The sequence below is a fragment of the Microthrixaceae bacterium genome (assembly GCA_016702505.1).
Classification (GTDB): domain Bacteria; phylum Actinomycetota; class Acidimicrobiia; order Acidimicrobiales; family Iamiaceae; genus Aquihabitans.
Genome location: JADJDU010000003.1, coordinates 187,798 through 213,833 on the forward strand (window position 1 = coordinate 187,798; position 26,036 = coordinate 213,833).

A 26,036-nucleotide genomic window follows, 5' to 3' on the forward strand; every position below is an offset into this window, starting at 1 on the left:
GGCGTATTATCCGCGTCACATCGGTGCCAAGGCCCTTCGACCGGATGGACCGAGCCGATGGAAGGACCACGCATGGGGGCACAAGACGAGGCTCGACCGAACGCGGACCCTTCTGTCGAGCGCGCCGTGGATCAGCTCCAAAGTGATGCCGAACTGCTCAAGGTGATCGTCGATCACACCGCGGACTCGATCGTCCGGTTCGATCGAGCCTTGCGATACGACTTCGTCAACGACCGCGCGATCCAACTAACCGGCATCGGAGCCGAGCGGTTCCTCGGGGCCACCCAGGCCGACCTCGGGTACCCGCCCGAGGAGGTCGAGGTTCGGGAGGAGCGGATCTCCAAGGTGTTCGCCAGTGGCGACGTGACGACCTATCACGATGTGATCGTCAACCTGGAAGGTGAACGCTGGTACGAGACCACCCTCCTGCCCCAGCGAGACGACACCGGCGACGTGACCCATGTGATCGTCATGTCCCGGGACGTGACCGCCCGCAAGATGGCCGAGGACGCCCTGGTTCGAGCCGCGGCTCGGGACCCGCTCACCGGGCTGGCCAATCGGTCCGCCCTGCTCGAGGTGCTCCACCACGCCATCGAGTCCTCCGAAGATTCCCGACTCACCACCGCCGTGCTTCTGATCGACCTCGATCGGTTCAAGCTGGTCAACGACTCGCTCGGTCATGCCGTCGGCGACCGCCTCCTTTGCCTTGCCGCCGAACGGATCCGCCAGAACGTGAGGCCCGAAGATCTTGTGGCCCGTCACGGCGGCGATGAGTACGTGGTCGTGATGCGAGACCTCACCGACCCAGCCGAAGCGGTCGGGGTGTCGCTGCGCATCGTGGAGGCCTTTCGCCAGCCGTTGCTCTCGGGCGAGACCGAGCTGTCCACCACGGCCAGCGTCGGCATCTCGGTGACCGCTCCGACCCGGGTCACCATCGACGCCAACGACCTGATCCGAGAAGCTGACACCGCCATGTACGTGGCCAAGGCCAACGGCCGAGACGGCGTGTCGGTGTTCGACGAGGCCCTCCGACTCGAAGTGGACGACCGACTCCGGATAGAGAACCAGTTGCGCGGGGCCCTCGGGCGAGGCGAGCTGGCCATGTGGTACCAGCCCGAGGTTCACCTTCGGTCCGGACGGATTCGCTCAGCCGAGGCGCTTTTGCGCTGGCACCATCCCTCCGGCGAGGTGCTCCCGGCGGCACGCTTCATCGATGTGGCCGAGGACAGCGGCCTCATCGCCCCCATCGGGGCCTGGGTACTGAACGAAGTGGTTCGCCAGTCGGCGGTCTGGACCGATCGGGAGGTGATCATCCGACTGAACCTGGCCAGCCGCCAGCTCAACGACCCAGACCTACTGGGAGCATTCGACCGGGCCGTGGCCCGCCACCAGGCTCGAGCCGACCTGCTGTGCGTGGAGATCACCGAGACCACGCTCCTGCACGACACCCCGACCGCCACCCGCAACCTCAAGGGGCTGACCGCCCGGGGGGTGAAGGTGGCGCTGGACGATTTCGGAACCGGCTACGCCTCACTCACCTACCTGCGCCGCTACCACATAGACGTGGTCAAGCTTGACCGGAGCTTCGTCACCGACATCGACACCTCCCCCCGGGATCAGCGCCTGGCCGCAGCGGTCGTGGCCATGGCCCAGCAGCTCGACATCCGGGTGACCGCAGAAGGGGTGGAGACCAGAGCCCAAGCCGACGTGGTGCGCAAGCTGGGTTGTACCGGCGCTCAGGGCTATCTGTGGAGCCCCGCGGTGCCACCCGACGAGTTCGAGCGCATGATCACCGGTTGATCAATCGGCCCAGACCTCGGGCCGGCGGTCCGCCCACGGGGCCGCCTCCTCCAACTGCGCCGCTACGCGGATCAACAAGTCCTCGCGTCCGGGGGCTGCCACCAGTTGCATGCCCATCGGCAGACCTTCGCTGCTCTGGTGCAACGGCAAAGGAGATGGCGGGCTGACCGCTGATGTTGAAGGGAGCGGTGAACGCTACCAACGGGCTCGATCGGAACAGACCGGTGAGGGGCTGATCGGCAGTCGAGGTGAACTGGCCCAATGTGGGAGGCAGTTCGGGGATCGTCGGCGTCAACAAGAGGTCGTGCTCCTGCCACCATGACACCAGTCGACGCGACGCAGCGTGCATGCCTTCCATGGCGGCCACGTACTGGGCCCCCGTCACCGACCTTCCCCCTTCGGCCAGCACCCAGGTCCCCGGTTCGACGCCATCGACGGTCACCGGCTCTCCCACCATCTCGGCCATCCGGTCCAACTCCCGCGCCACCCAAACCCCGTAGGCAACCAGGAAGTGGGTGGTGGTCGCCGGATCGGTGAGACCGGGGGGATGGGCCTCGGTGACACGATGACCCAACTCTTCGAGCAGGCCGGCGGTGGCGGCGGTGGCCGCCACCACTTGGGGGTCGGCCTGGAAGGATCCATCGGGCGAATCGGCCACCCAGCCGATGCGCAACTCGCCGGGGTCCATCCCGATCTCGTCCACATAGGGCCGGACCGGGGGCGCCGCCCAGTACGGGTCCCCCACACCGGGACCCCAGACCACGTCCAACAGTGCGGCTGTGTCCCGAACCGACCGGGTGACTGCCAATCGAGCCACCAGCCCACCCCAAGCCTCACCTAGGTCCGGGCCCAACGTGATCCGACCACGGCTTGGTTTGAGTCCAACCAGGCCACACTCCGACGCCGGGATCCGTATCGATCCGCCCCCATCTCCGGCATGACCCACTGTCACCATCCCGGCTGCCACCGCCGCCGCCGACCCACCACTTGATCCGCCGGTCGACCTAGCGGTATCCCACGGGTTGCGCGTTGGTCCGTAGGCCGCCGGTTCGGTGGTGGTCACCAACCCCAACTCGGGGGCGTTGGTCCGGCCTACGACGATCAGGCCTGCGGCCCGAAACCGTTGGAACAGCTCGGAGTCGACCGTGGCCCGGTAGTGGTGTTCCTTCAAGAACCGGGTGCCGAGGTGGAGTGGTTCGCCGGCCTGGGACCCGTCCATGTCCTTGAGCACCATGGGCACGCCGGGGAAGGGACCCACCGCCGGGTTGACCCGGCCCGCCTCCTCCCGAGCCCGTTCGAACCGACGATGGATCACCGCGTTCAAGGTCGGGTCGATGCGCTCGACCCTTTCGATGGCGGCATCCACCAGCTCCAGAGCCGACACCTGGCCCGACCGGACGAGGGCGGCCTGGCCGGTTGCATCCAGCTCCGCGGGAACAACTACCGAAGAGGTCATGACCGCACCGTAGGCGTGAACGGAGTGCCTAGGCTGGTTGTGACCACCGGCCGGCCCTAGGGGTGACCGACCGGTGGCCACGATGCTCGAACCGGACCAGGAGTCCACCCGGGCCGGGAGCAGTGCAGACAGCAAGCCGTCCGCTTCACCATGGTGGTTCGTGGTCAGCGCGCGATGCCGTAGACGCAGCGCGCATGGTCACCTCAGATCGACAAGCGTTCCCGGATCACCTCGCCGATGCACACCTGGGTGTGGTTCATGGCCCGCTCACGCCCGAACCTCTCGACCAGGCTGACCGCGTCGACCCACTGGTGAACCCCGTCGAACAGCTCCCCAGCCACCACCAGCACCGGCACACCGACCTCAGACGCCAGCTCCACCACCCCGCCCACCACCTTGCCGTCGAAGGAAGTCTCGTCCACGAACCCCTCGCCGGTGACCACCAGATCGGACTTCTCGATCGCTCCAGCCAGATCGAGCTCTTCGGCGATCAGCTCGAAGCCTGACACTATGGTCGCCCCCAACGCCGCCAACCCTCCGGCGAGTCCGCCCGCTGCTCCCGACCCCGCCATCGTGGTCACATCGACCCCATGCTCGTCCCGGTACACCTGGGCCAGTCGCCTGAGCCGTCGGCTCAACAGTTCGACCTGGGCCGGGGTGGCACCCTTCTGGGGACCGAACTCATCGGCAGCCCGAGTGAATTCGGTTCTCACATCGACTGCGGCCACCAGCTCCACGCCTCGAAGGCGCGCCCCGGGGAACAGGGCCTGAACTGCTCCCAGCCCGCCGTCGGTCGAGGCCGATCCGCCGTGGCCGACCACCACGCGCCGGGCACCGAGGTCGACAGCGGCGGCGATCAACTCGCCGGTTCCGCTGGTGGTGGCAGCCACCGGATCGTTCCCTCCGGGTCCCCCGATCAGCATCAAGCCCGAAGCCTGGGCCATCTCCACCACCGCGGTGCGGCCCTGGAGGCGCCAGCCGGCCTCGACAGGCGATCCCAGTGGACCGGTCACGAGCATCGACCGGTTGGCACCACCGAAGACGTCGAGGAAACCCTCGCCGCCGTCGCTCAAGGGCACCTCTCGCACCCGGGCCCCGAGGGAGCGACCCACCGACGCCATCGCTTGGGCAACCTGCGCGGCGGTGGCGGTTCCCCGGAACTTGTCAGGGGCGACGAGTATCCGCATGGCTCCGCGGTGCGGCCGCGATCTGGTCAGCCAGCCAGTCGGTCGGGGTACGCGCCGACGCGGCACGGACCAGCAGCTCAGCCCGACGGCGGCGTTCGTCGGGGTCGAGCTCGACCACGGTGGCCAGCGTCGCCGCCGTCTGGCCCACGTCAAAAGGGTCGACAAGCCACGCCCCTTCGGCCAGCTCGTGCCAGGCACCGACCTCGGGTGACAGGAGGATCTGGGCATGACGACGATTGACCAGGGCGGCCTCCTTGGCCACCAGGTTGAGACCATCTCGAATGGCGTTGACCATCACCACGTCGGCTCGGGCCAATGCGGCCATTGACCTCGGGTAGTCGTCGGTGGGGTCGTAGTGGATCGGTTCCCACTCCTCGGTCCCGAACCGCTGGTTGACCCGATCGACCACCTCGCCAACAGCTCGGTGGTAGCGGTCGTACGCATCGACACCCAGGCGTGACGGGTAGCAGAACGCCCCGAACACCACCCGGCCGTGAAGGTCCGGGCGACTTTTGAGCATCGCTTCGTAGGCCAAGAAACCTCGAACCATGTTCTTGGACAGCTCGATCCGGTCTACCCGCACCACGAAGGTCCGGTCCCCGACCAGGAGGTCGAGTTCGGAAGCTGCGTCCCTGCACTTCGTTGACCCGATCGTTGCCCTCAGGTCATCGAGATCAGGCCCGAGGGGAGCAACGAACACGGGGGGTACCTCCACCCCCGACGCCGAGCAGGAACTCTCGAAGTCGTCAGCCCAACGCTGGGTGTGAAACCCGCAGGCATGAAACCGGGCCAATCCTTCTAGCAGTTCGACGCGGGCCGCGGTGGGGAGCATCCCCAGCCATTCCGGCGGAGCGAACGGGGTATGGCTGAAGTGGACCAGATCCAGGTCCGGGCGCCGATCCCGCAACATCGGGGCCATGAGGCAGAGGTGGTAGTCCTGCACCAGAACCACCGCCCCGGTCGGGGCGTCGCTCGCCACCGCTTGGGCGAAGGCCTCGTTCACCCGTCTATGAGCCGCCCAGGGACCTTCCACCCATCCGACAGGCCAGCTCGGCTCATAGACCGGATCCCACAAGCCGTGGTGAGCGAACCACAGCGCTTCGTTGCACACGGTGTCGTAGTGCTCCCGCCACCACCGCGGTTCGAAGTCCAAGAGCCTGACTCGAAACCCCTCGGCGTCGGTCACGCCCCGAGCGGCCATGACCCGGTCGCCGTCGGTCATCGCCGCGGCCACCCAGGTGGTGTCGGTTCCTCGCACCAGGGGTCCGAGGGCAGAGACGAGACCTCCGGCACCGCGCACGGCCACCGGGGTGGCGTGGTCGTCGAGTCGGAACGTGACGGGACCTCGATTGGACACCACCACCACTCGGCGATGGGCAAGATCGAGGTCGATCGAGGTGGTCACGGGGCTCTCCCGGTCACGCCGGCGGAGGAGCGGTGGCCAGCAGTTCCAAAAGGGTCACGACCTCATCTTCGCGGATGACCAGATCGGCCCGGCGCCGGAGGCGAGGATCGATCTCGGTCGACTCGACAGCAATGGCCATGGTCTGAACTCCGCCCTCACTCAATGCCCCCAGTGCTTCGAAGGCCGGCAGGTCGCCGACGTCGTCGCCCACGAACAGCACCGCGTCGACGTCGGGCTCAGCAGTGACCAGGTGCTGGACGACAGATCCCTTGTCGGCCTCGACGGGAGGGTGCACCTCCACCGACATTCGCGCCGCTCGCACGGTCAGGCCATGGCGTTGGGCCAGGGTGTGGGCCAACGCCTCCACGGACTGGGCGAGGCCAGGGCTGGAGCGGTAGTGGAGCGTCACCGACAACACCTTGTCCTCCACCTCCATCTCGGCCAAGGCAACGTCGGAGAGCCGGGCTTCTCGTGCAGCCGCCACCACGGCGGCGACCGGTTCCAAGTACCTGGAGAACGCGGGATCGACCACCGTCGCACCGAGCTCGTCGCTGGTCTCCATCCCGTAGAGACCGGAGAGGAACAGCGAAGCAGGAAGGTGCCGGGTCAGAAACGACACCGGGCGACCCGACACCACTCCGACCCGTCGGTATCGGGTCGACAGCAGGACAAGCCGTTCGACCACACCGGGACGAGGTCGGGCTTCAGCCGGATCATCGACGATCGCGGCCAACGTGCCGTCGAAGTCGAACAGCAACATGGCGCTGCTCGGATCAGCGGCTAAGGGCCCAAGGGCGGTACCGAGCGGGCTCTGGTTCAGTTTGCCGAGGAGGAGGAGGAGGTGGATGAACCCGACGAGTCAGCCGGTGGGGTGTCCTTGCCCAGCACCACGACCACGTTGGCGTTGTCGGCCCCGGGCCCCGGGGAGGTGGACGGCATCGATTCGACGGCGCTGGAAGCCTTGCCGATCAACAGCGCCACCGCCTCGGCCTCGGCTTGGAAGCCGTCGGCGTAGTACACGACGGTGGTGGTGGCAGAGGCAGCAGAGTTGCCCGGCGGCTGCATCACATAGCCCTTCTCCCCAATCGTGTCACTGGTGGTACGGGCCACCCCGGGAAGCCCCGATCCGTTGAGGACAAGGACCTTCACCTCTCCAGGGTCGCGAAGCCCATCGGATGGGGTACTCGACGAGGTGGTGGTCTCATCTGGGGTGGTGGTGGTCACATCGCCTGGTTCGGTGTCACCCAGATCGGAGATGTCGATGGTGGTGACCGAGCCGTCGCCTGCTGAGGCCGACACCTGGGTGCCGCCCCCGCCGCCTCCGCTGGTCATCAGCAGCAGGAGCCCGACCACGACAGCCACCGCCAAGACGGCCAAGCCGCGGGCATTGGCGTCGAGCCCGCCGGATTTTTGAGGTGAGGGTGCGGTCGCGGCCATCGGACAAGAGTTGTCGGCCAGCCCAGTCGATGCAAGCACCCCCGGGTCACATACTGAACGGCCAGCCTTCGGGCTTGGCTCCTAGAGTGGCATCGATCATGGTTCCGCCGATCCCGTGCCCCAGGCCACGGCACCAGAGGGTCCAAGGTGGGAAGCCGTGATCGCCCTAATGGCATGGACCCTGTTCGTGGGTACCGCCATCTTGACCTTCGGTTCGCACCTCGGACGCATTCATCCCCGCCTGACGGCCGCTCTGGCCCTGACCGCCCCGGCCGCCACCCTCACCTGGGTCCTGACCCAACTCCCGGCCGTGAACCGGGATCACACGTCCGCAGAACACGTTTCGTGGATGCCCCAGTTCGGCATCGACCTCGACCTCAGGCTCGATGCCCTGGCCGCCGTCATGGTCCTGCTGGCAACCGGGATCGGCGTTGCCGTCTTCGTCTATTCCGACGGCTACTTCGAACGGGGAGCTCGGGCCACGGTCCGCCAGCTCGGTCTATTGACCCTCTTCGGCGGGGCGATGGTCGGGCTCGTCCTGGCCGACAACCTCCTGGTGCTCTACGGGTTCTGGGAGCTCACCTCGGTGCTCTCGTTCCTGCTGATCGGCAACGACCACACCCGCAAACAGGCCCGTGACGCCGCCGTTGCCGCTCTGCTCGTCACCGGGACCGGCGGCCTGGCGATGCTGGCCGGCTTCTTGATGCTGGGCCACGAGGCCGGGACGTACTCGATCAGCACCATCGTGTCGGCTCCCCCCACAGACGGGACCGTCGGCGTGGCTTTGGCCCTCATCCTCCTCGGGGCCTTCACCAAATCCGCCCAGTACCCGTTCCACGCCTGGCTTCCCGGCGCGATGGTGGCTCCGACCCCGGTGAGCGCCTACCTCCACGCCGCCACCATGGTGAAAGCCGGCGTCTACCTGGTAGCCCGCCTGGCTCCCGCCTACGCCGACCAGGTCGAATGGTGGAGGCCGGTGGTCCTCACCGTCGGTCTCACCACCATGGTGATCGCCGGGTTTCGGGCATTCCACCGGAACGACCTCAAGGTCATGCTGGCCCACGGCACCGTCAGCCAACTCGGGTTCTTGGTTGCCGTGTTCGGCATCGGTACCGACGAGGCCGTAGCGGCGGGGATGGTGATGCTGTTGGCGCACGGCTTGTTCAAGGCTTCGGCCTTCTTCGGGGTCGGAGTGGTCGACCACCAGTTCGGCACCCGTCACATCGATGAGCTGCCACGCCTTCCACTGCTTCGCCGCGAATCGGCTGCCGGGTGGCTCCTCAGCGATCGGCTGGCCGTGGCCGCCGCCGCGTCAATGGCCGGCATCCCCTTCCTGCTCGGGTTCATCGCCAAGGAGGGGGCCATCCGAGCCGTGCTGCACGACGCTCCGCTAGCAATCGCCCCGGTGGCGATCGGGTCGGTGTTGACGGCCGGATACAGCTTCCGCTTCGCCTGGGGGATATTGGGACGGGACTCGACCCGCCCGGTCGAGGTCGATCCGGGACGAGTTCCGCCATCAAAGGTGATGGTGGTGCCGTCGGTCCTTCTCGGGATGCTCACTCTCGTCGGCGGGGTGTGGCCGGCGTCGCTCGACCAGCTCACCCACAGCCACCTCTCGCTCTGGCACGGTTTCGACACCACCCTGGGAATCTCGCTGGCGGTGATCAGCAGCGGGGCGGCGCTGTTCGCCGGCCGTCGGCGCCTGCTTCGGATCGGATCGCCCCCCACCGACTCGGCCGTGGGCCTACGGCCGGCGCTGGACCGTTTGGACGAGGTGGCCGAGCGCATCACCTCGTTTACCCAGCCTGGGGCGCTGCCGGTCTATGCCGGAGTGATCTTGTTGACGGCGGCCGCCGCTCCGCTGTGGGCCTTGAGCCGAGGACCGGGTTGGCCCGGTTGGCCCCAATGGGTGGAGACCCCGGCCCACCTGGTGGTGGCGGTGATGGTCTGCACTGCGGCCATCGGCGCTTCGGCATCGCGCCGGCGGTTCTCGGCGGCGTTGTTCCTGGGCACCACCGGCTATGCCATGGCCGGCTTGTTCGTGGTCCAGGGCGCCCCCGACCTGGCCCTCACCCAGGTTGCCATCGAGACGTTGTCGACCGTGTTGTTCGTTCTGGTCCTGCGCCGTCTCCCCGACCGGTTCGGGTGGGGCGGGAGCGGCGAATCGGCCATGCCCCGACGACAAAGAGCCCTTCGGGTCGGCGTCGCCGCTGCTGTGGGCACCGCCATCTTTATTTTGGCCATCGCCATGGCCGCGCCACAGCCCCCCACCCCGGTGAGCGACGAGATGGTGGCCCGTTCGGTTCCCGACGGGGGCGGGGCCAATGTGGTCAACGTGATCTTGGTGGACTTCCGCGGGCTGGACACCCTGGGCGAGATCACGGTGCTGGTGTCGGCCGCCATAGGCGCAGTGGCGTTGGCTCGGGCCGGCCAGCGCCCAGGGCAGGGATCCGGCCTCCCTCCCCTGACCCGCTTATCTCGGGTGGTCACCTTCGACGTTTCGGTGCGCGTCCTGTTCGCGGCCGTGGTGATGAGCTCCCTGTACCTGCTGTTCGCGGGCCACAACCAACCTGGAGGCGGGTTCGTGGGCGGCATCCTGGCTGGCGCCGCGGTGTCTCTCGTGTACCTGTCCCGGGGCATCTCCGGGGTCCGAGCCCTGTCTCGCCGACAACCCTGGACGGTGCTCGGGGCTGGTCTGTTCCTGTCCATCGGTACCGCCACCGCCCCCCTGCTGTGGGGACGACCGGTGCTGTCGGCCTCCTACGTCAAGTTTCATCCCCCGTTGTTGGGAACGGTGAAACTGGCCACCCCGACCGTGTTCGACATCGGCGTCTACCTCGTGGTCCTGGGATTGGCCCTGATGATGTTCGAGTCCTTCGGCGACGACCCTTCACCCGAGGTGGCGCCATGAGCATCGTGCTGGCCGCAACCGCCGGGCTCCTGTTCGCTGTGGGCACCTACCTGGTGCTCCAACGCAAGCTCTCCCGAGTGATCATCGGACTGGGCCTGCTCACCCATGGGGCCAACGTGTTGATGATCACCGCTGGCCGCCGAGGTCGGTCGCCACTGGTCGGCACGGGACCCGTCGGGGAGATCGCCGATCCGTTGCCCCAAGCCCTTGCCCTCACCGCCATCGTCATCAGCTTCGGGGTCACCGCGCTCCTCTTGGCCTTGGCCTACCGTTCGTGGCGCCTCTCCGACGACGACGAGATCCACGACAGCCGTCACGACAGCCACCCCGACGAGGACACCGGGGGACACCGGTGAACGCGCTGCTGACGCTGCCGATCCTCCTGCCCCTGTTGGGGGCGGCGGTCTCGATCCTGGGTGGCCGGTCCCGGCGGGTGCAGCGCACCGCCGGTCTGTCGGTGCTCACCGTCAACGTCGGCCTCGCGGTAGCGCTACTGATCGAGGTCGATCGCCACGGCCCCCGCGCCATCCAGGGCGGGGGCTGGTCGGCGCCGATGGGCATCACCTTGGTGGCCGACCGATTGTCGGCCCTGCTCTTGGTGGTGGCCACCACCATGTTGCTGGCCGTCCTCGTCTACGCCATCGGTCAGCCCGGTGCCGAACGCAACCACGTCGGTTTCACCTCGGTGTACCTGGTGTTGGCCGCTGGGGTTTCGGCGGCCTTCCTCACCGGCGACCTGTTCAACCTGTTCGTGTCGATCGAGATGATGCTCACGGCCAGCTACGTGCTCATCACCCTGGGCGGACGGCTCGATCAGGTCCGGGCCGGCATGACCTACGTGGTCATCAGCCTCCTGGCTTCCACCCTGTTCATGACGGTGCTCGCATTCGTGTATGCCGCCACCGGCACGGTCAACATGGCCGACCTGAGCCAACGGATCGGCGATCTGCCCGCCGGAACTCGGGCCGCGCTCGCCATAGCCATGTTGGTGGTGTTCGGCATCAAGGCCGCTCTGGTCCCGCTGCACTTCTGGCTTCCCGACTCGTATCCGACGGCACCGTCTCCGGTGACGGCCGTGTTCGCCGGGCTCCTGACCAAGGTCGGCATCTACGCCATCGTTCGGACCCAGACCCTGTTCTTCAGCCCTGGAGACGTTCCAACCGGACTTCTATTGACCCTGGCCGCCGTCACCATGGTGGTGGGCATGGTTGGAGCCATCGCCGAACACGACGTGAGGCGCATCCTCTCGTTCTCCATCGTCGGCCAGATCGGCTACATGGTGGCGGGCATCGCCCTTTTCGACCTGGCCGGCCTGACCGCGGTGGTGCTCTCGTTGGTACACCACATCGTGGTCAAGACCGCGTTGTTCCTCACCGGCGGCCTGGTCGAACACCATGGTGGGTCCACCCGACTCGAACGCCTGGGCGGCATGGCCCAGACCGCGCCGGTCCTGGCCCTGCTGTTCCTGGTTCCGGCGCTGGCCCTGTGCGGCGTTCCCCCACTTTCAGGGTTCGCGGCCAAGTACTCGCTGCTGTCGGCGACCGCGGCTCGTCAAGAGTGGTGGACGCTGGCGGTGATGATCGGCGTCGGAGTTCTGACGCTCGTGGCCATGGTCAAGATCTGGACCGAGGTGTTCTGGTCCCCACCTGCCGAGGGGCCCGATCCATCGACGGCGCGAACGGGCAGCTCACCTCCCGCGTTGATGGTGGGTCCGGCCGCCGTCCTGGTGGCGGCGGTGGTGCTCATCGGCCTGTTCGCCGGACCCATCGCTGGTCTCGCCGAGCGCTCGGCCGTCGAACTGTTGGACCCCGCCTCCTACCGGGCCGTGGTCGCCGGCGCCGGGGGGAACCCGTGAAACGGGCCACGGGGATCGCCCTGCCCTTCATGCTGGTAGTGCTCTGGGTGATGTTGTGGGGTGATCTGTCGGTCGCCAACGTGGCCAGCGGGGCCGCCATGGTCGCCTTGGTCGTGGCTGCCATTCCAGGCGTCGGGTTCGGAATGGACCGTCCGACGGTGAGACCGATCTGGACCATGCGATTCCTCTTCAGCGTCACCAAGGGCCTGATCTCGGCCAACTTCGTCGTGGGCATGGAGGTCCTGTCGCCCCACCCCAAGGTCCACACCGGTGTGGTAGCCGTCCCCCTACCCCACTGCTCGGAGTCTCTGCTCACCTTGGTGGCCAACGTCTTGGGGCTCGCACCCGGCACCATGGCCGTCGAGGTCACCAGTGAGCCAGCCGTGATCTACGTCCACGTACTTCACCTGCGCGATGTTGAGACGGTCCGAGCCGATGTCACCCACCTTGCCGAGCTGGCGGTGCGGGCCTTCGGCCCGACCCATGCGGTGGAGGACCTGTCGTGATCGGGTTCATCCTGGTTCTCCTTGGACTGGCCGGGGTCCTGTTCGGCTACCGCCTACTGCGCGGACCCTCTCTGGCCGATCGGGTGTTGGCCTTGGACGGTCTGCTGGCCACCGCGGTCGCCGCCCTGGTATCGCGCTGTCGAGAGTGGGGACGGATCATTTCTTCCTGTGGCCGTGGTCCTCACCCTGGTCGGGTTCATCAGCACCGCCACCGTGGCCCGCTTCATCGAAGGCCAGGGAAGATGACCGTGGCCGAACTGCTGATCGGGGCAGGATCGGTTCTGATCCTGTTGGCTGCGGTGGGCGTGGCTCGCTTCGGCGATGTGCTGGCCCGCATGCACGCCCTGTCCAAGGCCACCACGCTGGGGTTGGTCATGGTGCTGATCGGAGGTGCGTTCGGGCTGAGCGGGGCCAACAACATCACCTTCTTGGTGTTGGGCGGTGCGCTCCAGATCATCACGGCACCAGTTGGGTCGAACCTGCTGGCCCGGGCCACCTACCGGGCCGAGGGAATCCCCCACCAGGTGGACGCCATCGACGAGTTGGCCGAAGCCAACCTGGATCACCCCAGTGAAGGCCAAAGCGGCCGTCCCTAGAGCACCGCTCGGGTCCTTGGGAGGCGAGCCGACCCTTGAATACGGCATGGTTAACCGAGGCGAAGCCTCGGTCTGATCACCCTCGCAGCGAAGACGTCGGCCGGCAGGTTTAGCGATCGTTCTTGGGCTTCTCGGCGTACATGGCAGCGTCAGCCCGGCCGAGCAGATCCCACGGCTCGTCACCCGGTCGCGACCGGGTGATACCGACGCTCACACCAACCTGCTCCCGGATAGCACCCGGGTTGGTCAGCACGGCAGCGCGGATCCGGTCCCGCAACGTTGCTTCTTCGTCGAGGCTGGCCGGTGGCGATGCCGCGCCGGCAGGGGCCACCACCACGAACTCGTCGCCCCCGACTCGGGCTGCTGATTCATCGGAGTGGAGACTTGACTGGATAGCGACGGCAACCTCGGCCAGCAGGTCGTCGCCAAGGGCATGGCCACCCCGGTCGTTGACGGCCTTGAAGCCGTCGAGGTCCACGAAGGCCACCAGCAAAGCCTGGCCGGAGCGGAGCCGGGACTGAAGGTGATCGAGGAGCCAAGAGCGGTTGGGGAGGCCGGTGAGGGAATCGTGGTTGGCCCGGTGTTCCAGGTGGCGTTCGTGGGCCAGGCGGTGGGTCACGTCCTCGAGGGTGACCACCACGAACTGGACGTGGTCACCGGTACCTTCCCCGGCTCGGGAGACGAAGGTTGCCGACAACAGACGAGGCGGATCCAACTCCAGAGCGGCAGTGAAGGTCTCCCGACCGGGGGCGACACGAAGGCGTCGGATGATCTCGCGGATCTGGGCCTCGTCTTCGGGCCCGAAACCCGACGGCACAAACCCGTCGAGCAGCGTGTCCCGATCGGTGGCCATGAGATCGGCGGCCATCTGGTTTACGAACACCACGTCACCCTCGGAGTCGAGGAGCAGCAGGCCGATGGGGAGATGATCGCCAGCTCCGAGCTGCACGGTGGCTGCCACCTCGGCAGGCATGGACGGAGCGTCGGCCGGCTGAGGGTCGGGCAACGACCGGGAGACGACCACCACCCCCTGGATCACCGGGTCGTCGAGGCGATTGTGGAGCTCGATGTCGAAGAGCCCGTAGGAGCCATCGCCCCTCTGAGCGCGCACCTCGAAGGAGCAACGCCATCCCGGTGCGCTCTCCATGGCCCGCTGCGCGTACCCCGCGACCCGCTCGACGTCGTCGGGATGCATGGAACTGAAGGGATGGCTACCAGTGGCGTTCCCTCGTCCCAGGACGCCGCCCGGGGGACCGAGGTCCGCAGAAACCGACCAGTCCCGTCGAACCACCATCACCGACATGTCGAGGTAGGGAACGAGGCGGGCCAGGATCTCGGGCGCGGGGATGTCCGACAACGCTGCTTCGGTCGGTTCGCCCTGCGAGTGCCGCTGCATGTGGATGCGTCTCGTCCCCCGGTTCGGATCTGGGCAGACGATACGGCAGCCGAAGCCACCGCCGCACCCATCCTGAACTTGCACGAAGCGTGCAAACAAGTAGCGTTACGTAGTCGTTGTCGCACTATGGGCGGCCAGACGACCGCAGGGGAATCAGTCCACGAGTGCTTTCAGGGGGCACCGATGTCCGACCAGCTCACCAGCGACGTACCCGCCGCAACCGAACCCGGGGCCGTGGAATGGATGGTGGCCGGCCTGTCGGCGGGCGCCGCCGTCATCCACTTCGCCATGGTCCCCAGCCACATCGGTGAGAGCCTCATCGATCCGCTGGCCTTCGCCGCCGCTGGCTGGTTCCAGTTGTGGGTCGCCGCCGCCGCCCTGACCGCCAAGGCCGGACGTCGCACCTGGCTGGCCTCGGCTGTAGGCAACCTCGCCATAACCGCCGTGTGGATCTGGAGTCGCACCGTCGGCCTTCCGGTCGGAAACCACGAAGGCATCGTGGAGGAGGTGGGAGCCATCGACATGGCCGCCCAGACCCTCGGCGTCGCCGCCGCGCTGCTGTCGGCCCGGCTCGTACTCGCCCCGGGCGGCTCCCCGTCCCGGTCCCGTCTGGCCCCCGCCTTCGCCGCCGCCGCTGCTATTGCCCTAGCCACCACCGTCATCACCTCGCCCGATGCCGCCGACCACGGCAGCTCAGGAGAACCCACCCTCACCGACCACGCCGCCCAGATGGCTCAGATCGACCAGGAACGCTGCGACAAGGGCTTCAACCATCCTGCCTACTGGGCCGAAGCCGACACCTTGGGGATCGACACCTACCAGGGCGGTGCCATGTCGATGACCGCCGAGGAACCGGGGGCATCATCCGGCGGCCACAGCCATGCCGCCGCAGCACCGGCCACCACGACGACCACCCGACCCGATCCGAACCAGGGCCGGGGCTCGGAAGGGCTCGACAAGCTGATCGGCCTCACCGGTCCCGCGGGCACCAGCGAGGGGGCCGCGGCCCAACTGGTGATCTCGTTGGGTGAAGCCTCCGACGCCGACTACGACGCCTGGCTCTGGTGGATGCGGGCCCAGGGATCTGGAGGTGACCACCACGCTGCGGCCGCTCCTGGAGATTCCGGCGGCCACGGAGGTCACGTCGGTCCCCACCCGTGGACCGCGATGACCGACCAGGCTCAGTGCGACCGCCTCGAAGCCGAGCTGGATCAGGCTCGGGCCGTCACCGAGAAGTACAACACCGTGGCCAAGGCCGAAGCGGGCGGCTGGGTGAAGGTCACTGGCTACGTCCCCGGGATCGCGGCCCACTACATGAACTTCGGTGAGGTCGACACCAAGTTCGACATCGACCGCCCCGAGATGATCTTGTTCGACGGCACCGACCCGGACTCGGCCGTGGTGGGGCTCAGCTACTACATCATCCACGAGGGAGAGGCCGAACCGTCACAGGGGTTTACCGGCCCCAACGACCACTTCCATCGCCATATGGGTCTTTGCATTGTGAACGGCGTGGTGGCTGGCGACAGTCAAACCACCCAAGAGGATTGCGCTGCCAGAGGCGGCTCCAAGGCTGGAGGAGACAAGCAGTGGATGAACCACGTCTGGGTCGTTCCCGGCTGTGAAAGCCCATGGGGCGTGTTCTCGGCGGCGACACCGGTGCTCGACGGAGCCCTCGGTGGCGAGAGTGGCTCAGACGGAGGCGGGTGTGCTGGCAGCGGGGTGAGGGACCGCTACGGACTCGACGACGTCGCCCCCGCGGCGGTGAACGACAGCGGTGGCGACGACGAGACCGCTGGAACTGCCACCGGAGGCAGTTGACGACATCGGAGGCAGCGGCTCGGCCAGACTGACGCCGTGACCGAGCCGACCCAGTCCCCGTTCGACGCCCTGGTCAAACAGGTGTCAGGCGTGGTGCTCGGCGATCCCGAGCCGATCCGCCTGGCCGCCACCGCGTTCCTGGCTGGTGGTCACGTCCTGTTCGAGGACATCCCCGGCGTGGGCAAGACCTTGTTGGCCAAGGCTTTGGCCGCGTCGATAGGCGGTAGCTTCGGCCGGGTCCAGGGCACACCTGACCTGTTGCCGTCGGACCTGACCGGGGTGTCGATCTACGACGACAGGGATCGCACGTGGTCCTTCCAACCCGGGCCCCTGTTCCACAACGTGGTGTTGGTGGACGAACTGAACCGGGCCACGCCCAGAACCCAGTCGGCGCTGCTGGAGGCGATGGCCGAAGGTCAGGTGACGGTGGACGGAACCACCCACCTCCTACCCCGCCCGTTCTTCGTGTTGGCCACCCAGAACCCCCACGGTGGCGATCTGGGCACGTTCCCCTTGGTGGCGGGCCAGCGAGACCGTTTCGCCCTGTCCCTCTCGATGGGCCTGCCCGGTCGCCAGGCCGAGTCCGCCATCATCGAGGGGCGCGGAGGAGACCGCTCGCTCGACGCCCTTCAGCCGGTCGCCGACCTGGACCACTGGGTCGCTCACCACGCCCAACTCGATGACGTGTACCTCCACCCGGCGGTGGCCACGTACCTGCTGGATGTCATCGACATGGTTCGCACCCGATCGGGGTCGAGCACCCCGCTGTCCACCCGTGCCTCGCTCACCATGGTCCGCCTCGCCCGTTCCCGAGCCCTGGCCGCGGGTCGGACCTTCGTCGAGCCCGACGACATCCAGGCTCTGGCGGTTTCGGTACTGGCCCACCGCATCCTCGACGTCACCAACGATGACTTGGCCACCGCCCGCGTGTGGATCTCGAACTTCGTGGCCCAGGTGCCGGCTCCCCCGGTGCAGGCCTGACCTGGCCTCCACATGGTTACCCGGTCGAGCCGACTCCACCTCAAGCGGTCGACCACCGCCACCGGCGTCGTCGTCTTGGCGGTCATCACCACCCTGCTCGGACTGGTCACAGATGAATCCGCGTCGACCATCGTCGGCCTGAGCCTGATCACCGTGGTGGCGGTCGACGCGATGGCAGCCTGGCTCACCGTCGCTCCCGTAGACATCTCGCTCCATGGCCCACCTGGGGCCATCACCGGCCAGCCCTCTGAGTGGGTGCTGACGGCCCGCGGACTCAGACGTCCGGTGATCGTCAGCCCAGCCACGATCCCCCGCAACCCCAGGTACCTGATCCACACGGCGGCCCCGGCCATCATCACCTTTCCCTCGCTCCCACGCGGGCTGATCCACCATGTGGGCCTCGACGTGGTGGGCACTGGGCCTCTCGGGCTGTATCAGGCCGGGCGACGCCTGGTGATCCCGTTGACGGTCCCCTTGGCGGTTGCCCCCGCTCCCATAGCGGTGGACTTGGAGTGGCCGCGACCCCGGGCCATGAACTCCGGTCTCACCACGGGGTCGCCGCTCGGCGATGACCTGTTTCGCAGCCTGCGCCCCTACCGACGGGGTGACCTACCCCGCCACGTCCACTGGGGGGCAACGGCTCACCATGGCCATCTGATGGTGCGCGAGCACGATGGGACCGGCGTGATCGGCTTGAGGATCATGGTGGACCCCGGTCTGCCTGGCGACATGGCGGACCACGTGACCGGGGTTGCCTCAGCGGTGGCCACCGAGGCCTTGGCCCGAGGATGGGTCGTGCAGATGGTCACCGCCGACGGCGAGAGGCACCGGCCCGATCCGCCGACGCCGCAGAGCCCGTTCGGCGCCCGCCTACCCACGGAGGCCTACCAGCCTGGCTCTGCTGTCACCCGGGCCGACATGGTGAGCGGGATCAGGGCGGTCAACCACCAGTTGGCCACCGCGACCCAAGGGGTGCTGACCGTCCGAGGCTGGGCGGGACTCACCTGCCATGTGACACCACGCGGGGTGGCGTGGGGATGACGACACCGACGTCCATGCCTTGGAACCTGGGAATGCTGGCCGTACCGGAGGGACGGGCTCGCGCTGTCAGCCAGCTCGCGGTCTACGCCACCGCGACCTACATGTTCTTCCTACTCGGCTGGTTGAGCCTCAACTACCAGTACAGCGTGAGCGCAGCACTGAGCCTGGCCGCAGGTGCGGTGATCAGCGCCAGAACCGAGGTGGACCAGAAGTTCCAAACTGTCTCGGGCCTGGCCGCCGGGTTCTTGGCCATGATCGCGGTAGCTGTGGCGGTGGGTCTGTTCCTCACGGTCACGAGCATCGACCCGGGAAGCGGTGACCTCGTGGAGCACCTGTTGTTGTGCTCATGGATGTTCGTCACAGGCTTGGATTGGCGTCGGGTCCGCCGGCTTCGCATCATCCCGGCCGTGACCGGCCTGCCGGTGGTGTTCGTGGTGCTGGGCGCCGACAGCTCGGCCCTCGCCCTGGGACTCCTATGGCTGGGTCTGGCCCTGTTCTCGCTGTGGTCCTTGGAGACCGACCAACGGCGCGCTTACCACCAGCCGGGCTCGTTGTCCCCCGGCTCAGGCGGCCCGCCCCTGGGACGGGCCGGAGATCTGGTGTCCAGCGTGGTCCTGGCCCTGGTTCTGGGGGCGTTCGTGGCGTCGTTCGCCTCGCTGCCGTCGTGTCGGCCCTCCTTCGGGCCCTTCGGTTTCGATCGAGGCACAGGAGAACGGCGCGAGATGTCACCGGACAACTCCGAGCCGATCGACCTGTACGACATGACCACCACCGGCGACCGGCTCGGCGTGAACCCGTCGACGGGTACGGGAACTACCACGATCGACGGCGAGCCCTACAGCCTGAGCACCGACCCGAGTGGACGGGCCCAGTTGGAGAACCAGCTCACAGGTGAACGACTGGTGCTTGGCGTCGAGGGAGACGACGTGGTGGCCCGAGACTCCCAGGGACGGGAGCGAGCTCGCTTCCCCGGAGCAGGCGGCTCCACCAAGGGTGGAGGCGGAGACTCAGGGGGCGGAGGTGGCCGCGGCTCCAGCTCCGGGAGTGGGCCCGGCTCCGGCAACGGCTCCGGCTCCGGCAGCGGCTCCGGCTCCGGCTCCGGGTCGAGCACCGGAACTGGGGCGGAGACGCCCGATCGAAAGCCGCCGGCTTGGCATTTGGTCTTGGCCGCGTCGTTGATTGCGGCATCGCTGGCCTTGTTGGTGTGGTGGTTCCGCCAGGATCGAGGCGATCCCGGTCGGGGACCACGGTCGTGGGCCGAAGAACAGATGCGCGTCATCGACCGCTTCAGCAGGGCCCACCAGGTTCCTCGGGCACCGGGACAGACGATCCATGTCAGCCTGGCCAACCTGACCACAGCCGTCGGTGCCGATCCGCGGCTCGGACACGTTGGTGACGTGCTGTCCGAAGCCTTGTTCGACCGGGGCGAACCGTCGATGGCCGAGCGTCTCTGGGTGGAGCAGGTGATCGATGACCTGGTGTCATCCCATCCACCTCCAAGGCGTTGGCGTCGTAGCCCACCGGCCTCAGCCCCTACGATCAGCGGGCCAGTCCCGCCCGTGTAGCTCAGTTGGTCAGAGCAGCCGCCTTGTAAGCGGCAGGCCGTGGGTTCGAATCCCACCGCGGGCTCCAAACCGGTGCTATTTACCCAGCTTCCTGCCGGTCACGCGGACCAGGGCGGGGAGGTGGTCCTCGAACGGCGGAACTTCGAGATCGGTGACCTTGCCAGCATCGTCCCAGCGTCGAAGCCTCACCGCGTCGAAGTGCGAGGAGTTCGCCTGAAACGACTCCATCTCGGCCCGGTTCATCGGGCCGCCCTGACGGGCCAGGCTGGCCCGTGATCCGGCAGACAGGTCCGCCCGATAGCTCGGGTCGAGCGCGCACAGGTAGCGCTTGGCCTCGACGTGCAACGCGATCGGGCGGGTCACCTCCGGTGGGAACACGGCGCTCAACCAGGCGGCACCCCGGACCTCGTGGTGGAGATCCTGGGACACGTCACCTTCCACGATGCCGCCGTCGCGCAACTCCAGCAGGTGGCCCACGTCGTGGAGCAAGGCCGCGACGACCAGCACATCGGGGGCACCATCGGCCCGAGCCAGCGCCGCGGTCTGGAGGGCGTGATCCATCTGGGATACGACCTCGTCGTAGCGGTGGTGGGCGTAGTCGCCGAACAGGTCGACCACTTCGGCCACCGTGGACGCGGTCGGATCCGGGGCCGAGCTGGTCACACCGCGTCCCCCTGGAAGTCGTCGATCAGCGAGACCTTCACCTTGCCGTCGGCTCGCTCTCCCTCGGCTGCAAACCGGGCCAGCTTCTCTCGGTAGTAGTCGGCGCGCAGGTCGCCCTCGGCCCGCGCGTTGTAGGTGGGATACAGCGCCCGTCGAGGGCGATCGCTGCGGTTGGGGCCGCTGCGGTGCGGGGTGCGGGAGTGGAACCAGAGGGTCCACCCGGCGGGCACCTCCACCGGCCGCCAATCCAGCTCGGCCACCACGTCGGCTGCGATGCAGCCGGTCTCGTCGGTGGGCAACACGTCGAGGTGACAGGCCGAGACCACCTCCAGGCAGCCGTTCTCCTGCGTAGCGTCATCCACCGCCACCATGCACGACACGTGGGAGTCGATGAAGGGGTAGGCCGGTGCATCCTGATGGGGCGCGTACCCACCACCGCCGGGAAGCTTGTAGTTGATCTTCTCCTTGTAGAGCACGGCGGTCTCACCCAACAGGGCCGACGCCGTGTCGAGCATGGAACCGGTGGTGAGCAGACGACGAAGCCCGTCGTGGAAGGGAATGAGGTTCTCGCTGCGACACAGTGCGGCCCCGTCGGGGGTTCGTTCACGATGGTGCATCCAGCCGTCCCCATCATCGGGCCACGACGAGATCTCATCCACCCAACCGCGCAACTCGACCGCGCCGCGTTCGTCGACGGTGCGGGTCAGCACCCACCCTTGGGCGAGGAAGTGGTCGACGTCGACGGTCATGGGCGACCTACACCGACGGGGCCACCAGCGGCCACGGAAGGGTTCGCTCGGCGGCCAAGGCCACGTCGAAAAGCAAGGCATCCTCGTGGTGGCGGGCCAGCACCTGGGCTCCCACCGGCAGCCCGTTGACCAAGCCGGCGGGGATGGACACCGCCGGGTTGCCGTAGATGTTGGACAAGATCGTGAGGCCGCCCATGCCGACCAGGTCGGGGAACTTGGATTCAGCCAGTCCGATGATGCGTGACGGAAGCTTGTGGAAGGCTCCGCTCACCACGCTCACCGAGGTCAGCGCCCCCCGCAGTCCGAGCCTGGCGATGCGGTTCGACAACAGGTGGTCGAGGACCTCGACGTTGGCCGACTTGGTGCTCTCGGCCGGGAAGGCCGGGCCCGGGTTGGTGGATGCGATCACGAAGTCGACCTGGTCGAAGGCCGAGGCCATGGCCTCGTGCAGTTCGATGCGTTGACGCTCGGCGATGGCCGCCGCCTCCAAGTTGTAAAAGGCCTGGGACAGGTAGAGGCCCAACGCCACCTCGTCGGTCAGCTCGTTGGCGCACCCCGGCCAGTGTCCCTCCAGTTCGGGCAACAGGGTGGAGAGGTTGCCCATCATCCACATGGCCGCCAGGTTTGGGGTCTGGAGGTTCACGTCCACCAGCTCCATACCGGTGGTCTTGACCATGTCGTCCACCCAGCGATGCAGGTTGTCCTCGACTCCAGGTTCGAGGGTGACCCCTCCCAGTGCCGGGACAACTGCGATCTTGCGACCTTTCAGGTCGTGGGATCCGAGGTCGGCCTCCCATGTGCCCTTGGACGGGAGGCTGGTGGGATCCCGAGGATCGGTACCGGCGGCAACGTCGAAGTAGCGGGCCGCGTCTCGAACCGAACGCGACAGGTTGCCCAATACCACCGTTCCAGGCCGGAACGCGGCCCTGGGTCCCCTGGAGATCCGACCGTAGGTGCCCTTCATGCCCAACAGTCCGGTGTAGCCGGCAGGTATGCGGATCGATCCGCCGCCGTCACCGCCGCTGGCCAGGCTGACCAAGCCCCCCGCCACCGCGGCGGCCGAACCCGACGACGACCCACCCACGGTGCGACCGTGCTGCCATGGGTTGTGGGTCACCCCGTTGAGCTTGGTGACGCTCACGTTCAGGCCACCGAACTCGCTGGCGGTGGTGAGCCCAACCGGGACGGCGCCCCCCTCTCCCACCACCTTTTCGATCACCCGTGACGTGTGGGTGGCGATCCGGTCTTTGAACACGAGTGACGCCCCGGTGTCGGGCCATCCCTCCACCTCGTCGAGCTCCTTGATGGCGAAGGGGACTCCACCGAAGGGCAGGGAGACATCGGCAACATCGGCGGCTTGGCGGGCCCGTTCGGGGTCGACGTGGGAGAAGGCGTTGATGTCGCTGCGTTCGATGGCGGCGAGGGTCGCCTCCACCTCTTCTCGGGGCGATCGCTCGCCGGAACGGAAGGCATCGACGAGAGAGCAGGCGTCGCCCTGCCAGGGCTGATCGGTGGTGGCCATCTTCGGCACGGTATCGGCCCCCCTGATCCGAGTAAACCCACCGCTTCTGGAGGCACCCGGCCGCGGGCCTCAGGTCGCCACGAAGCGCACGATGATCGACTTGGACGTTGGAGTCCGGCTCTCGTCGGCGATCGAACCCAAGGGAACCAACGGGTTGGCTTCGGGGAAGTAGGCAGCGCAGGTCCCTCGCGCCACCGGGTAGGCCACCAGGCGGAAGTCGTGGATCCGCCGACACCGCCCATCTCGCCATTCGCTGACCACATCGACGCGGTCGCCGTCGCCGTGGTTCAACTCGGCCAGGTCGGCGGGGTTCACGAACACCACCCGACGACCGTTGCTGATTCCCCGGTACCGATCGTCTAGTCCGTAGATGGTGGTGTTGAACTGGTCGTGGGACCGCACGGTCTGCAGTAGCAGGTGCCCAGGTGGGACCACCTCGGGTGCGAACTCGTTGACGGTCAGGTGGGCGAGCCCGTCGGGGGTAGGGAACCGGAGGTGGTCCCGAGGGGGGTGCGGCAACACGAACCCACCGGGATGGTCCAGGCGTCGGTTGAAGTCGGTGAACCCTGGGACAACGGCCTCGATGTGGTCTCGGATCAGTCCGTAGTCACCAGCCAACCCCATCCAGTCGATCCCCTCATAGGGGTCGACCCGGCTGCCCAGCTCGGCCACGATCGCCACCTCGCTGAGCAGATGATCCGACGCTGGGGCCAGCGACCCCGACGAGGCGTGGACCACACTCATCGAGTCCTCCACCGTCACCCGCTGGACTCGCCCGCCGGTGCGGTCGACTTCCGTCCGACCCAGACAGGGAAGGATCAAGGCCGTCCCGCTGCCGATCAGGTGAGACCGATTGAGCTTGGTGGACACGGCCACGCTGAGCCCGACCCGAGCCAAGGCCTCCGCCACGACCTCGGTATCGGGAGACGCCGACAAGAAGTTCCCGCCCATCGCCATGAACACGTCTACATCACCGCGAGCCATGGCTTCGATGGCCGCGACCACGTCGGTCCCATGCCGGGTGGGGGCGTCGAAACCGAACTCGGCTCCGAGCGCGGCCAGGAACTCGACCGTCGGCTTCTCCACGATGCCCATGGTCCGGTCGCCCTGGACGTTGGAATGGCCGCGCACCGGGCAAACCCCGGCGCCGGGTCGGCCGATGGCACCCCGAAGCAGCAAGGTGTTGACCATCTCGCGGATGGTGGCCACCGCCTGACGGTGTTGGGTGATACCCATGGCCCAGCAGATGACGATCCGTCTCCGGTCGGCCAGGAGCCGGGCCACCGCCTCGACCTGTTCCCGGGGAAGGCCGGTGGCAGCGAGGAGAGCGTCAGAGTCGACGGCCGCAAGGTGTTCGGCCAACTCCGGCCACCCGTGGGTGTGGGAGGTGACGAAACCATGATCGACGACACCTGGCGTCTCGGCGTCCAACTCGACCAGGCGCCGATTCAGCCACTGGAACAAGGCCAGATCGGCTCCCACCCGGATCTGGAGGAAGTGGTCGGCGAGCCCCGCCGGTCGCCCGGCCAGGCCCCGGGCGGTCTTTGGATCAGCGAATCCCAGCAGGCCGGCCTCGGGCATGGGGTTGACGGCCACTACCTGGGCACCGTTGGCCTTGGCCTTGCCCAACGCAGAAAGCATCCGGGGATGGTTGGTTCCCGGGTTCTGACCGACGACCAGGATCAACTCGGCCTGGTGCAGGTCGGTGAGGGTGACGCTGCCCTTGCCCACCCCGATCGTCTGGGTCAGCGCCACGCCGCTCGATTCGTGGCACAGGTTGGAGCAATCGGGCAGGTTGTTGGTGCCCAACCGGCGGGCCAGCAGTTGGTAGAGGAAAGCGACCTCGTTGCTGGTACGTCCCGAGGTGTAGAAGACGGCACGGTCGGGGTGACGGGTAGCGGCCGTCCGCAGCCTGTCGGCCACCAGGTCCAGGGCCATGCTCCAAGCCACCGGCCGGTAGTGCGTGTCCCCGGCGGTCCGCATCATCGGGTGGGTGAGCCGACCCTGCTGGCCGAGCCAGTGGTCGCTCTGTTCGGCCAATGCGGCCACCGGGTGGGAGGCGAAGAAGTCGGGACCGCAACGGCGGACGGTGGCTTCCTCGGCCAGTGCCTTGGCACCGTTCTCACAGAACTCGAGGTGGGATCGCTCGGCCGGTTCGGGCCAGGCGCAGCCAGGGCAATCGAAACCCTCGGGCTGGTTCACCCTCACCAGTAGGCGGGTACCTCTACGCAGACCAAGTTGAGCGGCGGTCTGGCTCATGGTGGAGCGAACCGATCCCAGCCCGGCCGCGACTCGGGCCGGGCCGAACACCTGGAGCTGATCGGCTTCATCGTCAGGGCGTGGAGGAGGGGCCGGACGGGTCATGGTACGTAGACGTTCAAGCGTCCCGGACGGGCGAACCCGGCCAGCATCAGGCCAGCGCGGCGGGCGGTGTCGACGGCCAACGACGATGGAGCGCTCACCGACACGACCGCCGAGAACCCTGCGGCCCACGCCTTCTGGATGATCTCGAAGCTGGTCCGGCCGCTCACGAACAAACCCATCTCACCGGCAGGCAATCGGCCGTCGAGCAGGAGCCTGCCCACCACCTTGTCGACGGCGTTGTGGCGGCCGATGTCTTCGCGGACCACTTCGGGCCGACCCGTGCGATCGAAGGCGGCCGCGGCGTGCACGCCTCCGGTCAGTTCGAAGAGGTCCTGGGATTGCCTCACCCGCTCGACCACTGCCCCCAACACGGCCACGTCGAAGGGCCACCGGGACCCGAGGGGCTCCAACCAAGACGCCAGGTCATCGAGGGCATCGGTGCCGCACCACCCGCATGAAGAAGTGGTGGCGGTGAGGCGGGTGGTCGGAACGGGGGCCTGACCGCCGGTGTCCACGGAGGCGGCGTTCCCGGCACCATGGTCGACCCCGAGCACCGAGGCTCCTCCCAGCAGCCCGTCGGAGAAGCAGAAGCCCGCAGCCAGCTCACCGTCATGGCCAGGGGTCCTCATGGTGGTCGTCACCCGCACGCCGTCCAGGCGGATCTCGAGAGGTTCTTCCACCACCAGATGATCGGTTGCCCTCTCGGTGCCCGACCGGTCGACCTTGTCGACGAGCTGAGAAACGGAGCGACTCCTGGACACACCGGAACGCTACCCATCGC

21 protein-coding genes, 1 tRNA gene and 1 pseudogene are annotated in these 26,036 nt (G+C 67.5%); 12 read left to right on the forward strand and 11 right to left on the reverse strand.

Going from position 1 to position 26,036, the window contains the following annotated elements; all coding sequences use genetic code 11:
* The first annotated feature begins 72 nt into the window (after window positions 1–72).
* A complete protein-coding gene (locus tag IPG97_03930) occupies window positions 73–1,800 on the forward strand; it encodes an EAL domain-containing protein (protein ID MBK6855719.1) in 1,728 nt (575 codons plus the stop codon).
* On the opposite strand, the pseudogene IPG97_03935 reads toward IPG97_03930, so the two are convergent.
* From IPG97_03935 to IPG97_03955, 5 genes and pseudogenes are all read right to left on the reverse strand, one after another.
* Window positions 1,801–3,256 (reverse strand): annotated as a pseudogene (locus IPG97_03935) (amidase). It abuts the gene before it with no gap.
* A gap of 203 nt (window positions 3,257–3,459) precedes the next feature.
* The gene (locus tag IPG97_03940; protein ID MBK6855720.1) at window positions 3,460–4,443 is read right to left on the reverse strand and encodes a glycerate kinase; all 984 of its coding nucleotides are present in this window, start codon (window positions 4,441–4,443) and stop codon (window positions 3,460–3,462) included.
* Window positions 4,421–5,848, reverse strand: a complete 1,428-nt coding sequence (locus IPG97_03945; protein MBK6855721.1) for a trehalose-6-phosphate synthase — start codon at window positions 5,846–5,848, stop codon at window positions 4,421–4,423. Before IPG97_03945 ends, IPG97_03940 begins: the two co-directional genes overlap by 23 nt.
* A 13-nt stretch (window positions 5,849–5,861) precedes the next feature.
* A complete protein-coding gene (gene otsB, locus IPG97_03950; GenBank protein MBK6855722.1) occupies window positions 5,862–6,608 on the reverse strand; it encodes a trehalose-phosphatase in 747 nt (248 codons plus the stop codon).
* A gap of 56 nt (window positions 6,609–6,664) precedes the next feature.
* The gene (locus IPG97_03955; GenBank protein MBK6855723.1) at window positions 6,665–7,285 is read right to left on the reverse strand and encodes a LytR C-terminal domain-containing protein; all 621 of its coding nucleotides are present in this window, start codon (window positions 7,283–7,285) and stop codon (window positions 6,665–6,667) included.
* A 157-nt stretch (window positions 7,286–7,442) separates the two neighbouring features.
* Between IPG97_03955 and IPG97_03960 the strand changes: the two genes are divergently transcribed.
* From IPG97_03960 to IPG97_03985, 6 genes are read left to right on the forward strand one after another with little or no spacing between them, the layout of a single operon-like run.
* A complete protein-coding gene (locus IPG97_03960) occupies window positions 7,443–10,196 on the forward strand; it encodes a DUF4040 domain-containing protein (GenBank protein ID MBK6855724.1) in 2,754 nt (917 codons plus the stop codon).
* Window positions 10,193–10,552, forward strand: a complete 360-nt coding sequence (locus IPG97_03965) for an NADH-quinone oxidoreductase subunit K (protein MBK6855725.1) — start codon at window positions 10,193–10,195, stop codon at window positions 10,550–10,552. Before IPG97_03960 ends, IPG97_03965 begins: the two co-directional genes overlap by 4 nt.
* Entirely contained in the window at window positions 10,549–12,051 is a 1,503-nt protein-coding gene (locus IPG97_03970; protein ID MBK6855726.1) for a Na+/H+ antiporter subunit D, read from the forward strand. The genes IPG97_03965 and IPG97_03970 overlap by 4 nt, the downstream gene beginning before the upstream one ends.
* A complete protein-coding gene (locus IPG97_03975; protein ID MBK6855727.1) occupies window positions 12,048–12,557 on the forward strand; it encodes a Na+/H+ antiporter subunit E in 510 nt (169 codons plus the stop codon). The genes IPG97_03970 and IPG97_03975 overlap by 4 nt, the downstream gene beginning before the upstream one ends.
* 21 nt (window positions 12,558–12,578) lie before the next feature.
* Complete coding sequence (locus IPG97_03980; GenBank protein MBK6855728.1) at window positions 12,579–12,803, forward strand: MrpF/PhaF family protein; 225 nt, start codon at window positions 12,579–12,581, stop codon at window positions 12,801–12,803.
* Window positions 12,800–13,153 carry a monovalent cation/H(+) antiporter subunit G gene (locus IPG97_03985; GenBank protein ID MBK6855729.1) on the forward strand — a complete coding sequence of 118 codons (354 nt, stop codon included), beginning with the start codon at window positions 12,800–12,802 and terminating at the stop codon, window positions 13,151–13,153. Before IPG97_03980 ends, IPG97_03985 begins: the two co-directional genes overlap by 4 nt.
* 109 nt (window positions 13,154–13,262) lie before the next feature.
* Here IPG97_03985 and IPG97_03990 read toward each other — a convergent pair whose 3' ends face one another.
* Complete coding sequence (locus IPG97_03990; GenBank protein ID MBK6855730.1) at window positions 13,263–14,549, reverse strand: diguanylate cyclase; 1,287 nt, start codon at window positions 14,547–14,549, stop codon at window positions 13,263–13,265.
* Window positions 14,550–14,732: 183 nt separating this feature from the next.
* On the opposite strand from IPG97_03990, the gene IPG97_03995 reads away from it, so the two are divergent.
* The 5 genes from IPG97_03995 (at window position 14,733) to IPG97_04015 (ending at window position 20,024) form a co-directional block, all read left to right on the forward strand.
* Complete coding sequence (locus IPG97_03995; protein ID MBK6855731.1) at window positions 14,733–16,370, forward strand: hypothetical protein; 1,638 nt, start codon at window positions 14,733–14,735, stop codon at window positions 16,368–16,370.
* A 36-nt stretch (window positions 16,371–16,406) separates the two neighbouring features.
* Window positions 16,407–17,351: a MoxR family ATPase gene (locus IPG97_04000; protein MBK6855732.1), complete on the forward strand. Its 945-nt coding sequence runs from the start codon at window positions 16,407–16,409 to the stop codon at window positions 17,349–17,351.
* A 12-nt stretch (window positions 17,352–17,363) separates the two neighbouring features.
* Window positions 17,364–18,392 carry a DUF58 domain-containing protein gene (locus tag IPG97_04005; protein MBK6855733.1) on the forward strand — a complete coding sequence of 343 codons (1,029 nt, stop codon included), beginning with the start codon at window positions 17,364–17,366 and terminating at the stop codon, window positions 18,390–18,392.
* Window positions 18,389–19,957: a hypothetical protein gene (locus IPG97_04010; protein ID MBK6855734.1), complete on the forward strand. Its 1,569-nt coding sequence runs from the start codon at window positions 18,389–18,391 to the stop codon at window positions 19,955–19,957. Before IPG97_04005 ends, IPG97_04010 begins: the two co-directional genes overlap by 4 nt.
* A tRNA-Thr gene (locus tag IPG97_04015) sits at window positions 19,948–20,024 on the forward strand. The genes IPG97_04010 and IPG97_04015 overlap by 10 nt, the downstream gene beginning before the upstream one ends.
* 8 nt (window positions 20,025–20,032) lie before the next feature.
* Here IPG97_04015 and IPG97_04020 read toward each other — a convergent pair.
* The 5 genes from IPG97_04020 to fdhD all read right to left on the reverse strand — a co-directional run bounded on the left by IPG97_04020 (window position 20,033) and on the right by fdhD (window position 26,016).
* Window positions 20,033–20,518, reverse strand: coding sequence for an HD domain-containing protein (locus tag IPG97_04020; protein MBK6855735.1), 486 nt, complete (start codon window positions 20,516–20,518; stop codon window positions 20,033–20,035).
* 98 nt (window positions 20,519–20,616) lie between these two features.
* Window positions 20,617–21,369, reverse strand: coding sequence for a phytanoyl-CoA dioxygenase family protein (locus IPG97_04025; GenBank protein MBK6855736.1), 753 nt, complete (start codon window positions 21,367–21,369; stop codon window positions 20,617–20,619).
* A 7-nt stretch (window positions 21,370–21,376) separates the two neighbouring features.
* On the reverse strand, window positions 21,377–22,891 hold the full coding sequence (locus IPG97_04030; protein ID MBK6855737.1) for an amidase: 1,515 nt from the start codon (window positions 22,889–22,891) through the stop codon (window positions 21,377–21,379).
* A gap of 69 nt (window positions 22,892–22,960) precedes the next feature.
* Entirely contained in the window at window positions 22,961–25,255 is a 2,295-nt protein-coding gene (locus IPG97_04035) for an FdhF/YdeP family oxidoreductase (protein MBK6855738.1), read from the reverse strand.
* On the reverse strand, window positions 25,252–26,016 hold the full coding sequence (fdhD, locus tag IPG97_04040; GenBank protein MBK6855739.1) for a formate dehydrogenase accessory sulfurtransferase FdhD: 765 nt from the start codon (window positions 26,014–26,016) through the stop codon (window positions 25,252–25,254). Before fdhD ends, IPG97_04035 begins: the two co-directional genes overlap by 4 nt.
* Window positions 26,017–26,036 lie beyond the last annotated feature (20 nt).